Annotated in this window: 6 protein-coding genes and 3 rRNA genes; 1 reads left to right on the top strand and 8 read right to left on the bottom strand. The window is 67.4% G+C overall.

The annotated features are described in order from the left end of the window. Positions 1–36: 36 nt before the first annotated feature. The 6 genes from ACF0H8_RS20060 to ACF0H8_RS20085 form a co-directional block, all read right to left on the bottom strand. A complete protein-coding gene (locus tag ACF0H8_RS20060) occupies positions 37–594 on the bottom strand; it encodes an alternate-type signal peptide domain-containing protein (protein WP_395290605.1) in 558 nt (185 codons plus the stop codon). Between the two features lie 184 nt (positions 595–778). Next, a complete protein-coding gene (locus ACF0H8_RS20065) occupies positions 779–1,951 on the bottom strand; it encodes a GGDEF domain-containing protein (protein ID WP_395290606.1) in 1,173 nt (390 codons plus the stop codon). Further along, complete coding sequence (locus tag ACF0H8_RS20070) at positions 1,948–3,549, bottom strand: sensor histidine kinase (RefSeq protein WP_395290607.1); 1,602 nt, start codon at positions 3,547–3,549, stop codon at positions 1,948–1,950. The genes ACF0H8_RS20065 and ACF0H8_RS20070 overlap by 4 nt, the downstream gene beginning before the upstream one ends. A gap of 418 nt (positions 3,550–3,967) precedes the next feature. Then, positions 3,968–4,084, bottom strand: a 5S ribosomal RNA gene (rrf, locus tag ACF0H8_RS20075). A gap of 101 nt (positions 4,085–4,185) precedes the next feature. Then, a 23S ribosomal RNA gene (locus tag ACF0H8_RS20080) occupies positions 4,186–7,302 on the bottom strand. A gap of 346 nt (positions 7,303–7,648) precedes the next feature. Next, positions 7,649–9,169, bottom strand: a 16S ribosomal RNA gene (locus ACF0H8_RS20085). Together the 16S, 23S and 5S rRNA genes form the textbook arrangement of a ribosomal RNA operon. Positions 9,170–9,879: 710 nt before the next feature. Here ACF0H8_RS20085 and ACF0H8_RS20090 point away from each other — a divergent pair. Beyond that, entirely contained in the window at positions 9,880–10,911 is a 1,032-nt protein-coding gene (locus ACF0H8_RS20090; protein ID WP_395290608.1) for a DUF1524 domain-containing protein, read from the top strand. 122 nt (positions 10,912–11,033) lie between these two features. Here the strand turns inward: ACF0H8_RS20090 and ACF0H8_RS20095 are convergent, their stop codons facing one another. Both ACF0H8_RS20095 and ACF0H8_RS20100 read right to left on the bottom strand, forming a co-directional pair. Then, the gene (locus ACF0H8_RS20095) at positions 11,034–12,155 is read right to left on the bottom strand and encodes a M23 family metallopeptidase (RefSeq protein WP_395290609.1); all 1,122 of its coding nucleotides are present in this window, start codon (positions 12,153–12,155) and stop codon (positions 11,034–11,036) included. 532 nt (positions 12,156–12,687) lie between these two features. Beyond that, a complete protein-coding gene (locus ACF0H8_RS20100) occupies positions 12,688–14,301 on the bottom strand; it encodes an SLC13 family permease (RefSeq protein WP_395290610.1) in 1,614 nt (537 codons plus the stop codon). Positions 14,302–14,315 lie beyond the last annotated feature (14 nt).

Here is a 14,315-nt window from a genome sequence, read left to right on the forward strand (position 1 = left end):
GCCCGACGCCGGGTCCGCTGCGCTCGGGAACCGCCGCTACGCCGTCTGCTGGAGGAGGAGACCGGTGCCGGAGAAGTCGAAGATCTCGCCCTGGCCGCCGGTGGCCTCCTTGGGGAAGGTGATCGTGACGGACACGGGAAGCTCCATCGTGCCCTCGTTCCCGCTGATCTCCTCGACCAGAGCACCGGCCTGGGTGTAGGTCGTCCCACGCACCGTGAACGTCGTGCTGACATCATCGGCGAGCTCGCCGACGTTGCCCAGCGACGTCCGCAGGGTCGCCTTGAGGTTGTCGCCCTCGGCGGTCAGGACGACGGTGTCCGAGAAGACAAGCTGGTCACCCGGGACGACACGAAGCGCGGCGATGTGCGCGCTCGTCACCTCACGACCGTTGAGTGTCCAGCTTCCAGCGGCGTCACCCGTCTCCAGAGACAGCTCGCCCGCCTCGATCGAGCCCTCGGCGAGGTAGTCGTCCTGCCAGGTGGCGAAGGACGCGCCCCCTGCGGTCAGGAGCGCGACGCCGGCAACGCCGGCGACGATGCCCTTGGTGGCCTTCTTGGACGATGCGCGGTGCTGAGCGGAGCCGTTGGGAGACATGGCCGTTCTTTCGTCGTGGTGGGAGGGCGCGCGGGCCCTTGCCCGGCGGCGTCTCCGAGAATGACCGGCGGACCTCAGCGCCCGTCTCAGCGAGCGTTCGTGTCACCTCAAGATCGGCTCAGCATTCGGTGGGCGGTGCCTCTCCCGGTGCTTCTGCCTGCCGGTCGGCGCGGCGCTGCGGCGCTCAGTGCGTGTCGTGAGCCTTCTCGGTGGAGACCCTCACGCGGTTCCCACCTTCAGCAACGGCCGCAAGCGACGCCTCTCGAGCGGCGTCGCAGAGGTCCCCGAGGTCGTAACCGCCGCGGTGCGCGGTCGCGATGCCGGTGCTCACGGTCACCCGCACCCGGCTGCCCGGCACCTCCACGGGTGTGTCGATGAGCTCCTTGCGCACCTGCGTCGCCCACTCGACGGCATCGTGCTCGTCCCAGCCGGGCACGAGCACCTGGAAGGAGCGGCCGCTCCCCGGATCCAGCCCCATGATCGCCCGCGGCGGCAGCAGCGTCTGCGCGATCTCGCCGCACGTGACGAGCGCGGCGTCGGCGTAGGGCCTGCCGAACGCCGTCTCCAGAGCCTCCACGCCCTCGGGCACGATCTCGAGCATCGCCGCGGGACTGCACGACTCCGCTGAGCGACGCAACTGCGCGACAGTGCGCGGCTCGAAGGAGAGGTTGGTCCGGGCTCCCGTCATCGGGTCGAAGTTCTGGTGCTCCGCGGCGCGCTCCTGCGCGTCGCGGGTCCGGATCGCGAGGGCGGCGAAGGTCGCCCCGTTCACGAGCAGCACGTTGACCAGCGTCGTCGCCGCCGTGCCCGCGTAGGTCTCGAAGGCGCGTGAGTAGGGTCCCTCGACGACGTAGAGCAGCAGCCGGACCGCGTAGTACGCGCCCCCGGCCAGCAGGGTGACGGCGAGGAGGGCGCCGGACCGGAAGCCGCGCAGCGGACCGCGCAGGATCGCCGCGCCGGCCAGCAGCGCGCCGGCGGCGGTGCCTGCCAGAGCGGCCCATCCCCCCGCCCACGCCGAGGCGCCAGGGCCCTGCAGCAGGACGGCGCCCGCCGCCAGGAGGGCGACGCCGACAGAGACGTGGATCAGTGACCGGCGCTCGTCGTAGGCGCGGATGCCGCTCCACATCGTCCAGACCACGAGGACGCTGGCGGCGTTGCCGACGGCGTTGGCCCACCACAGTCCCGGGTAGAGCGTCGACCCGAGGTACGCGAGCGCCGTCGCGATGGCCGCCACGAAGGCGAGCGACCAGAGCCGGTCGACGGCCTCCGCGGCCCGCGCCTCCGCGAGGAACATCCCGGAGGACGTGAGTATCACCAGGGTCGCGACGACCAGCAGCGTCGGGACGTCCAGGGTCATGCGGGCCTCCGACGCTCGTCCACCGCGGGCATGGGCAGGGTGATCTCGACCTGCGTGCCGGCGCCCAGCTCGGAGGTGAGCTCGATGGTGCCGCCGTGGGCCTCGACGATCTGGCGCGACAGGTGGAGTCCCAGCCCGGTGCCCTGGACCGATCCGTGCCGCACCGCGGGCGCTCGGTAGAAGCGGGAGAAGAGCTGCTCTTGGTCCGCCGGTGCGATCCCGATCCCCGTGTCGCGAACACGCAGGCGGGCTGCTCCGGGCTCCGGGCGGAGCTCGATATCGATCTGCCCACCCTGCCTGCTGTACTTGATCGCGTTCGACAGGAGGTTGTCGATGACCTGCCCCAGCCGGCTTCTGTCGCCGGGCACACGGCAGGGTTCGGTGAGGTCGTGGCGGACCGTGAGGTTCGCGGCAGAGGCGGCAGGCAGCTGGCTCTGCACCGCCTCGGCGACGACGTTGCGCAGATCCACGAGCTCGTGCTCGAGCTCGACCGCTCCCTCGCGGGTGCGGGCTGCCAGGAGCAGGTCCGAGACGAGGTGCAGCAGCCGCTCCGCGTTCCTCTCGGCGACCCGCAGATGGCCGCGCACGCTGTCCGTGGCGGTGGGGTCGTCGGCGGCCATCTCGAGATAGCCGAGGACGGACGTCAGCGGTGTGCGCAGCTCGTGCGACACCGAGGAGACGAAGTCCTCGCGCTGGGCCAGGGCAGCCATCTCCGCGGTGAGGTCCTGGTAGACGACCACAGCCCCAGCGCGTTCGTCCGCGCTGCCGCGCAGCTGCGCCGCGGAGACGCGGAACGCGACCCGGCGTCCCCGCCCGTAGTCCCACCACGTCAGCTCCCGCTCGATGCGCTCGCCCCGCGCGGCCCGAACCAGCGGCGAGCCGTCCACACCTAGCGGCGTCGTGCCGTCCGCGCCGTAGCCGTCGATGCCGCCGTGGGCGGAGACATGGTCCCCCACCCTCAGCCGTCCCTGCACCATCGCGGCGTGCGCCCGGTTGATGATGGTGATCCGGCCGTCGCCGTCCAGGGCCACCACCCCGACGTCGATCGTGTTGAGGATGGAGTCGAGCAGCCGCCGGTCACGCCGGGCGTCCTCGAGCGTCTCCTCCAGCAGTGCGCTCTGACTCCCCAGCAGGTCGCGCCGGGCGACCGACCGCCGCTCCCCGAGGTAAAGGTAGGTGCCCACCGCGATCAGCACGATGGGCAGCAGCAGGAGTCGCTGGACATCCGTCGAGGCGAGCTCCGGTTCGAGCAGGTCGGGCACCCATGCGGCGACGCTCCCGGCGACGACACCTACGACGACGCCCCACACCCCGTAGACGGTCGACAGCCAGAGGGCGGGCAGCACCAGCAAGAGGCTCGCCCTGAATCCGGAGGCGACGACGAGCCCCGCGGCAACGATGTCCGCCAATGGGATGACCGACGCCCAACCGGTCGCGATGCGCCACCACGGCACCACGATCGTCAGGGCACAGGCCCCCAGAGTCACCGTGATGCCGGCGAAGAAGAGATCACGGTCGACGTAGTCGGGCTCATAGGCGAGAACCACCAGACCCACGACGAACATCACGCCGAAGAACGGCAGCTGCCGCAGCAGCACGCTCAGGTGTGACTGGCGGTCCCCACGACGCGACGCCGACGGTCGTGACGACCGGGCGGCGGCGGGCGGCGGGGGCCGGGCCGGGAGGGACGCCGCAACGGGCTTCGGGGCGGCAGGTGCGCCAACCAACTGCTCCTCGAGGCCCTCTGCCCGGTCGCCCATACGCGGAGACTACCGGTGCCGAGAAACTCTCCGTCCGTAATGTCACCGGGCCGACGGCGGGACGTCGCGTATCCCGCCCGCCGGTGAGCCACGTGACGCCCTCCGCCGTGCCTGCGCCGGCAGGATCAGCCCGCTCGCCCAGGCGTTGCACTGTTTCACGGGAACAATGCCCGGCAAAAAATATGCGCGGACAATACCCTTGCCGGGCATGCAGAAAGGCCCCGACCGGGTGCGTCGGGGCCTTTCTGGAAGGGGTGTTCGGCGGTGTCCTACTCTCCCACACAGTCTCCCGTGCAGTACCATCGGCGCTGAGGGGCTTAGCTTCCGGGTTCGGAATGGGACCGGGCGTTTCCCCCTCGCTATGACCGCCGTAACTCTGTGGAGATGTCCGGCCCGACCAGCACGTTGGCTGGTCGTGGGGCGTATCTCGGGAACCGTACAGTGGACGCGTGCAGTGCTCTGCTGCTTTTTGTTGTGGGCAAGTTGTCGGCCCATTAGTACCGGTCAGCTCCACGGGTTGCCCCGCTTCCACGTCCGGCCTATCAACCCAGTGGTCTGCTGGGGGCCTTCCCAGGACAAGCCTGGTGGAAACCTCATCTTGAAGCAGGCTTCCCGCTTAGATGCTTTCAGCGGTTATCCCTCCCGAACGTAGCCAACCAGCCGTGCTCCTGGCGGAACAACTGGCACACCAGAGGTTCGTCCGTCCCGGTCCTCTCGTACTAGGGACAGCCCTTCTCAAGTTTCCTGCGCGCGCAGCGGATAGGGACCGAACTGTCTCACGACGTTCTAAACCCAGCTCGCGTACCGCTTTAATGGGCGAACAGCCCAACCCTTGGGACCTACTCCAGCCCCAGGATGCGACGAGCCGACATCGAGGTGCCAAACCATGCCGTCGATATGGACTCTTGGGCAAGATCAGCCTGTTATCCCCGGGGTACCTTTTATCCGTTGAGCGACGGCGCTTCCACAAGCCACCGCCGGATCACTAGTTCCGACTTTCGTCCCTGCTCGACCCGTCAGTCTCACAGTCAAGCTCCCTTGTGCACTTGCACTCGACACCTGATTGCCAACCAGGCTGAGGGAACCTTTGAGCGCCTCCGTTACATTTTAGGAGGCAACCGCCCCAGTTAAACTACCCACCAGGCACTGTCCCTGGTCCGGATCACGGACCGAGGTTAGATGTGCAGTACGACCAGAGTGGTATTTCAACGGCGACTCCACCCCCACTGGCGTGGGCGCTTCACGGTCTCCCACCTATCCTACACAAGCCGTACCGAACACCAATACCAAGCTATAGTAAAGGTCCCGGGGTCTTTCCGTCCTGCTGCGCGTAACGAGCATCTTTACTCGTAGTGCAATTTCGCCGAGTTCGCGGTCGAGACAGCGGAGAAGTCGTTACGCCATTCGTGCAGGTCGGAACTTACCCGACAAGGAATTTCGCTACCTTAGGATGGTTATAGTTACCACCGCCGTTTACTGGGGCTTAAATTCTGAGCTTCGCCCTGATGGGCTGACCCGTCCTCTTAACCTTCCAGCACCGGGCAGGCGTCAGTCCGTATACATCGTCTTGCGACTTCGCACGGACCTGTGTTTTTAGTAAACAGTCGCTTCTCCCTGGTCTCTGCGGCCCAAAAGGGCTAGCCAGCGTGTGGCTTCACCCCTCAGGCCCCCCTTCTCCCGAAGTTACGGGGGCATTTTGCCGAGTTCCTTAACCACGATTCTCTCGATCGCCTTGGTATGCTCTACCTGACCACCTGAGTCGGTTTCGGGTACGGGCGGCTAGTCCCTCGCGTCGAGGCTTTTCTCGGCAGCATAGGATCACCCTGCTTCCCCCATACGGGGTCACCATCGGACCTGAGGCTCATATGGGGTGCGGATTTGCCTGCACCCCGCCCTGCATCCTTAGACGTGCATTGCCATTAAGCACGCGGTGGCTACCTGTCTGCGTCACCCCTGTTAACACGCTTACCTACTGCCGGATCGGGTCCCACGCGCGGGCGGCCGGTGCCCCCCGAAGGGGACGATGACCGCCGTTGGGTGGTTAGCATCACCGGGCTCGGTATGGTCGGTCCTTCGCCGGTACGGGAATATCAACCCGTTGTCCATCGACTACGCCTGTCGGCCTCGCCTTAGGTCCCGACTTACCCAGGGCGGATTAACCTGGCCCTGGAACCCTTGGTCATTCGGCGGACGGGTTTCTCACCCGTCATTCGCTACTCATGCCTGCATTCTCACTCGTGTGGGATCCACGCCTGGGTCACCCCGGCGCTTCGCCTCCCACACGACGCTCCCCTACCCACCCACGCCCCTGCACCAGCCTCAAGGACTGGCGTGGGTCTGCGTGAGTGCCACGGCTTCGGCGGTGTGCTTGAGCCCCGCTACATTGTCGGCGCGGAATCACTTGACCAGTGAGCTATTACGCACTCTTTCAAGGATGGCTGCTTCTAAGCCAACCTCCTGGTTGTCTGGGCAACTCCACATCCTTTCCCACTTAGCACACGCTTAGGGGCCTTAGCCGGTGATCTGGGCTGTTTCCCTCTCGACTACGAAGCTTATCCCCCGCAGTCTCACTGCCGTGCTCACACTTACCGGCATTCGGAGTTTGGTTGACGTCAGTAACCTTGTAGGGCCCATCGGCCATCCAGTAGCTCTACCTCCGGCAAGAAGCACACGACGCTGCACCTAAATGCATTTCGGGGAGAACCAGCTATCACGGAGTTTGATTGGCCTTTCACCCCTACCCACAGGTCATCCCCTCAGTTTTCAACCTAAGTGGGTTCGGTCCTCCACACGCTCTTACACGTGCTTCAACCTGCCCATGGGTAGATCACTCCGCTTCGGGTCTAGAGCACGCGACTGATACGCCCTGTTCGGACTCGCTTTCGCTACGGCTTCCCCACCCGGGTTAACCTCGCCACATGCCACTAACTCGCAGGCTCATTCTTCAAAAGGCACGCCGTCACCCCTGCTAGGGAGGCTCCGACGGATTGTAAGCATCCGGTTTCAGGTACTATTTCACTCCCCTCCCGGGGTACTTTTCACCTTTCCCTCACGGTACTAGTCCGCTATCGGTCACCAGGTAGTATTTAGGCTTACCAAGTGGTCTTGGCAGATTCACACGGGATTTCACGGGCCCCGTGCTACTCGGGATCCCCACAAGGAGGCCCGGGCGTTTCGTCTACGGGGGTCTCACCCACTGTGCCCGGCCTTCCCAGACCGTTCGACTACACCCGAGCTTTGTCAACTCCCCACCAGTCCGGCAGAACTGGCCAGTGGGTCCCACGACCCCGGGAGTGCAACGCCCGCCGGCTCTCACACACCCCCGGTTTAGCCTGATCCGCTTTCGCTCGCCACTACTCACGGAATATCTCTTCCTGTGGGTACTGAGATGTTTCACTTCCCCACGTTCCCCCCACACGCCCTATATATTCAGGCGCGGGTAACCGCACATGACTGCGGCCGGGTTCCCCCATTCGGACACCCTCGGATCACAGCTCGTTTGCCAGCTCCCCGAGGCTTATCGCAGGCTACGACGTCCTTCTTCGGCTCCTGGTGCCAAGGCATCCACCGAATGCTCTTAAAAACTTGACCACAAAAGATCAAAGATGCTCGCGTCCACTGTACAGTTCTCAAGCTACGCACCAACACCCACCCGCACGAGACGCCTCGCGTCCTCGCCCGGGCCGGGGCGGCCACCAGAGCAAACCGGAACCCACCACCCGCGTTCGCGGGGCGTCCGGCGGCGCCGGACCCGTGGGGCCTGTTCCCTCAGGACCCAACAGCGTGCCCAAGCTCTTGACGTTCCACCCATGAGCAACCACCCCGACGGTCGTTCACCGCGGGACGTGGCCACCAGACCCGCCCAGCCGACCCGGTTCCCGCCGGCTGCGAGCAGCCGGCGTACTACAGGCCGTGGGCGTTCCGGAACGCTCCTTAGAAAGGAGGTGATCCAGCCGCACCTTCCGGTACGGCTACCTTGTTACGACTTCGTCCCAATCGCCAGTCCCACCTTCGACGGCTCCCCCCCAAGGGTTGGGCCACCGGCTTCGGGTGTTACCGACTTTCGTGACGTGACGGGCGGTGTGTACAAGGCCCGAGAACGTATTCACCGCAGCGTTGCTGATCTGCGATTACTAGCGACTCCGACTTCATGGGGTCGAGTTGCAGACCCCAATCCGAACTGAGACCGGCTTTTTGGGATTCGCTCCACCTCGCGGCATCGCCACCCTTTGTACCGGCCATTGTAGCATGCGTGAAGCCCAAGACATAAGGGGCATGATGATTTGACGTCATCCCCACCTTCCTCCGAGTTGACCCCGGCAGTCTCCCATGAGTCCCCGGCATAACCCGCTGGCAACATGGGACAAGGGTTGCGCTCGTTGCGGGACTTAACCCAACATCTCACGACACGAGCTGACGACAACCATGCACCACCTGTGCACCGACCTTGCGGGGCGCCCATCTCTGGACGTTTCCGGTGCATGTCAAGCCTTGGTAAGGTTCTTCGCGTTGCATCGAATTAATCCGCATGCTCCGCCGCTTGTGCGGGCCCCCGTCAATTCCTTTGAGTTTTAGCCTTGCGGCCGTACTCCCCAGGCGGGGCACTTAATGCGTTAGCTGCGGCACGGAAACCGTGGAAACGGCCCCCACACCTAGTGCCCAACGTTTACGGCATGGACTACCAGGGTATCTAATCCTGTTCGCTCCCCATGCTTTCGCTCCTCAGCGTCAGTAACGGCCCAGAGACCCGCCTTCGCCACCGGTGTTCCTCCTGATATCTGCGCATTCCACCGCTACACCAGGAATTCCAGTCTCCCCTACCGCACTCTAGTCTGCCCGTACCCACTGCCGGCGCGAGGTTGAGCCTCGCGTTTTCACAGCAGACGCGACAGACCGCCTACGAGCTCTTTACGCCCAATAATTCCGGACAACGCTTGCGCCCTACGTATTACCGCGGCTGCTGGCACGTAGTTAGCCGGCGCTTCTTCTGCAGGTACCGTCACCCCGAGGGGCTTCTTCCCTGCCGAAAGAGGTTTACAACCCGAAGGCCGTCATCCCTCACGCGGCGTCGCTGCATCAGGCTTGCGCCCATTGTGCAATATTCCCCACTGCTGCCTCCCGTAGGAGTCTGGGCCGTGTCTCAGTCCCAGTGTGGCCGGTCACCCTCTCAGGCCGGCTACCCGTCGCCGCCTTGGTAGGCCATCACCCCACCAACAAGCTGATAGGCCGCGAGCCCATCCCCAACCGAAAAACTTTCCACACACCAACATGCGTTCGCGTGTCATATCCGGTATTAGCACCAGTTTCCCGGCGTTATCCCGAAGTCGGGGGCAGGTTACTCACGTGTTACTCACCCGTTCGCCACTAATCCACCAGCAAGCTGGCTTCATCGTTCGACTTGCATGTGTTAAGCACGCCGCCAGCGTTCGTCCTGAGCCAGGATCAAACTCTCCGTAAAAAACCCGCGGCACCCACACGCCCCCAAAAGAACGCGCACGCACCGACAAACCATACGAAGACAACCCCCAACCAACGGCCGGGAGCCAATCCATGGCATCCGCACCACCCCCCGGACGGGGCCCGGGACATGGCACGCAACCAAAACAAAACAAACCCATGGACGCCACCACCGGCCCGACCCACGAACGAGTCGGACCGACCAGCGACACCCAGGATCAAATGGCATCAAAAACTTGGCACACTGTTGAGTTCTCAAAGAACAGACACACACCATCAGACCCAGAAACCGAAGTTCCCGACCCCTCCGGGGCAACCTCTCAATACTAACCATCCCGGCCCCCCGCGTCAACCCCGCCGCAACCAACCGACGAGACCGACCCCGAGCACCGCTCCGGCCACCCCCACGGCGCGGCACACGGCCACGACCAAGCTCAAGGGGGGCTCCCCGCGGGACCGGCCACCATCTCGGTGTCCGTGCCTCCCTGGCGGGACTCCGAAATATTAGACAGACCCCGACCCCGGAATCAAACCCACACAACATGGCCTGCGCCACACCCCGCCGGCAGCACGGGCACGGCGCCGCGCTCAGCGATTTTGCTGAGGGGACGTGCACGTCCACCGGGGATCCGCGGGACGCCGACCGCGACGCCGACCGTCGCCCCGCGCGTGCGCGACGGTTTCGGACATCTCGCGGTCCACAATGTCGAGGTGTCGAACAGGAAACCGGGCCGCCGCTCCCCTCGTGCCGCCGTCGCCGTCTTGCTCGTGAGCTTGGCGCTCGTCGGGTGCAGCAGCGCGACGGCCGACCCCGGTGGCACCGCCGGCCCCACCCCTGCACCGTCGGGCGCGGCGCCCGCGCCGCCGCCCGCCGCTGCTCCCGAGGAGCCCACCGAGGCAGCGCCCTCCACGAACGTCCCGTCCCCGGCGGCGGGCGAGGAGGCCTCGACGACCGCGCTCGCTACGGCCCGACAGCTGACGGTGAAGGGCCGCGCCCCCAAGACCGGCTACGAGCGGGACCTGTTCGGCCAGGGCTGGGTCGATGTCGACAGCAACGGCTGCGACACCCGCAACGACATCCTCGCGCGTGATCTCGAGGAAGAGACCTTCAAACCGGGCACGCGCGACTGCGTCGTGTTCACCGGCACCCTCGCCGACCCGTACTCCGGTTCGACCATCGACTTCCTCCGGGGCAACGACACCTCGAACGACGTCCAGATCGACCACGTCGTCGCCCTCAGCGACGCCTGGCAGAAGGGCGCCCAGTCCTGGGACGAGAGCACCCGGGCGGCGTTCGCCAACGACCCGATGAACCTGCTCGCCGTCGACGGCCCGCTCAACGCCCAGAAGGGTGACGGCGACGCCGCGACGTGGCTGCCACCCAACACGGCGTACCGGTGCAGCTACGTCGCCCGGCAGGTGGGCGTGAAGCACACCTACGGGCTCTGGGTCACCCAGGCGGAACAGGACGCCATGGTGCGGGTGCTCTCGTCCTGCCCGGACCAGCCGCTCCCTGCTGGCGCTGACGGCGCGGCCCCCGCTGCCTCGGCTCCAGCGCCCGCCCCGCCCGCGACCATTCCCCCCGCCGCGGAGGCTCCGCCTGCGCCTGTTCCAGCGCCCGCGCCGGTGGCGTTCGCGAACTGCTCCGCCGCACGTGCGGCCGGGGCCGCACCGGTCCGCGCCGGTGAGCCCGGCTACGGAGCGCACCTGGACCGTGACGGCGACGGCGTGGGCTGCGAATAGCCCACAAGCCGCCGGCGGCCCGCTGGACGCCTGGGACGGCGCTCGCTTCACGGGCGGGACTGGTGGGTGGACGCAGAACGGCCGGCCCTCCCGGAGGAGGACCGGCCGCGGGCCGTGGTGCGTCAGGGAAGTTCGCTGACGTCCTTCGCGCCGTGCTGCGCCAGCCACGCCAGCGGGTCGGTGGTGGTGTCACCGTCGGCCAGGTGGACCTCGAAGTGCAGGTGGTTCCCGGTCGAGTTGCCGTTGGAGCCCACGCCGCCGATGACGTCGCCGGCGGCGACCTGCTGGCCCGCGCTGACGTAGACGCCGTCGTTGTACATGTGGACGTACCAGGTGAAGAACTTCTCGCCGTTGATGTTGTGCTCGATGATGATCAGGTTGCTCGAGCGCCCCTGGATGCCGGCGCCGGCGTGGATCACGGTGCCGGCGGCCGCCGCGTGGATCGGGGTGTTGCGCGGCGCGGCCATGTCGGTGCCGAGGTGGAAGGAGTACGCCGCACCACGGCCCAGCGGGTCGTTGCGGTTGCCGTAGCCGGAGGTGTGCCGGTACGTGCCGGCGGCCAGCGGCATGACGACCGCGTTGGCCCGCGCCTCCGCAGCCGCCGCCTCGGCAGCCGCAGCCTCCTCGGCCTGACGGGCGGCCTCGGCCTGACGGGCGGCCTCGGCAGCCGCAGCCTCCTCGGCGGCGGCCTGGGCGGCCGCAGCCTCCTCGGCCTGACGGGCGGCCTCGGCAGCCGCAGCCTCCTCGGCGGCGGCCTGGGCGGCCGCGGCCTCGGCGGCTGCCGCCTCCTCTCGGGCCTGGCGCTCGGCTGCGCGGGAGGCGGCGACCTCCTGCGCCCGGGCCTCGGCGTTCGGGTCGAACTTCAGGCTCTCGGGCGTGCCGCCCTGCTCGAGCTGGGCCGCGGCGAGATTCCCGCCGATAGTGCCGAGAAGGCTGGGCTGGGTCTGCACGGCGGCGGCCGAGTCGGAGCCGTTGACGGCACCCACGACCGGGGTGACGATCGTCAGCGCGCCGAGGACGCCTAGCGCGGCGACGTGCGGCACGCGGACCCGCCGGCGGTGCGTCGTGGTGGACGTCTGCGCCCGCAGGTCCCGGCGACGCGCGTCCGGGCGGATGAGGACCGCGGTGGGGATGCCGTCGACGTCGCTGCCGTAGATGGAGGCCGGCTCGCTGGGGGTGCTGGCAGCGGGCTGACGTTCGGCGGCACGATTCTGGCGGTGCGCCTCGGGTGAACCAGTGGGCAAGGCGTGACTGGGCAAAGGAAGGCCTCCACAGGAAGGGGCGAGCCCCTTCGAGGGAGCTCTTCGGACGGCGCACACGACGGCGTGCTCACCGAAAAGGTCACGAAACGATAACTAGACACATGTCGTGAAAACCACCCCCGCAACCCGTGGGACTGGTCACTCTCGGCGTGTCCGCTCGCACCCAAGCCCGCGGTGTGCTCAGTGACCCCATCCAGGCCGAGGGGTCGCTGCAGGTGCGCGTCCGCCCAGCTCAGGCAGGCGCCAGCCGGCTGGCGAGAACGCAGGGGGAACCGTCGCGAGGGCTACCGGGGGCGCGGGCGTGACACGGGACTCACTGGACGGTGAGGGGTGGTACGTCACCCAGCGGCACGGCGGACGAGCGCACCGGCACGGCACGGCGCACCGGCACGGCTTTGCGCACCAGCGCACCAGCACGGCGGACGAGCGCACCGGCGCGGCACTGCGCACCAGCGCACCAGCACGGCGGACGAGCGCACCGGCGCGGCGGACGAGCGCAGCGGCGTAGGCCGCCTCAGCCGAGGCCGAGGACCGCCCCCATGCCCATGACGCCGGCGACGATGAGCACGATGCCCACGAGGTCGAACACCACGCCCGAGCGGACCATCTTCGTGATCGGCACCATGCCGGTGCCGTAGACGATGGCGTTGGGCGGGGTGGACACGGGCAGCATGAACCCGAAGGACGCGCCGAAGATCGCGGCGACGGCGGGGATGACCGGGTTCACCCCCGCGGCCTCGGCGAGCGGGATGACGATGGGGACCACGACGCCGACGCTGGCGGTGTTCGAGGTCGTCTCGCTGATGAGCACGGCGATGACCGTGGCCAGCAGGGTCAGCCCCAGCAGCGACCCCACGCCGAGCGTGTCGCTGAGGGCGCCGCCCATGCGCTCCGCGAGCCCGGTGCTGCTGAGCAGGCTGCCGAGCGTGATGCCCGCGCCGAACAGCAGGATGGTGCCCCAGTCGATCCGGGCGGCGTCGTTCCAGCTGATCGTGAACTGCCGCCGGGAGAAGTCCACGGGCAGCAGGAAGAGCAGGCTCGCAGCCACGACGGCGACGGCCCCCTCGTTCATCCGGTCCACGACGGTGTCGTACACCGCCCCCTCGCCGCCGGTGACCAGGCCCACGACGCCGGGCGTGACCCACAGGACGACCGCCGTCGCGAACGCGATGAGGGTGTTGCGCCCGCCCCGCCCCATCGGGCCCAGCGCTGCCCGCTCGCGGCGCACGTACTCCTCGACGCCCTCGATGCGCTTCTCCTCCGGCCGGTTCAGCGCCACGAGGATGACGCACAGCGCGACGAACATGGCCAGCACGACGGGGAAGGCGAGCACCATCCAGTTGAAGAACGGGATCGTCTCGCCCGTGGCCTCCTCGATCAGGCCGCGCCCGATGAGGTTCGGCGGGCTGCCGACGGGGGTGAGCAGCCCGCCGACGCTCGCCCCGTAGGCCACCATGAGCATGAGCGCCGTCGCGAAGCGGAGCCGGCGCGGGTCGATGTCGGTGCCGGTCTGGACAGCCAGCATCCCGGCGAGGAATGTCACGATGCCCGCGGCGATGGGCATCATCATCGCCGCGGTGGCGGTGTTGGACACGAAGGCGCTCAGCAGGGCGGTGATGGCGCCGAACGCGATGATCACCTTCACGGTGGACGTGCCCACGCCGGGCAGGCTCAGTACGGCGAACGCGAAGCGGCGGTCGAGGCCGTGCTTGCGCATGGACTCGGCGATGATGAATCCGCCGACGAAGACGAACAGCGTGGGGCTGCCGAGGAGGGCGAAGACGTCGGCGGCGGGTGCCACGTCGACGATGACCACGAGGGCGATCGCCAGCACGGCCGTCACCGGGATGGGGATGGCCTCGGTGACCCAGTACACGATGACGAAGGTGAGGATCCCGGCGAGCTTCCGCGCCGGGTCGTCCAGGTTCCCGGTCAGCAGGTAGACCAGCACCCCCGCGATCGGGCCGAGGAAGAGCCCTACCGTGCGCCGCAGGCGCTCGAAGCGCTGCTCCGCCGGGCTGAGGGTCTCCTCGACCTCGTCAAAGGTCCGGTACGTGCCCGTGCGCTCCAGCGTTCGGCTGGCGCTGCGGCGGTCGGCGTCCGGCCCGTGCTGTGCTACGTCCGACATCTCTGCCCCCTCGC

This window comes from Georgenia sp. AZ-5 (genome assembly GCF_043952095.1).
In the GTDB taxonomy this organism is placed as follows: Bacteria; Actinomycetota; Actinomycetes; order Actinomycetales; family Actinomycetaceae; genus Georgenia.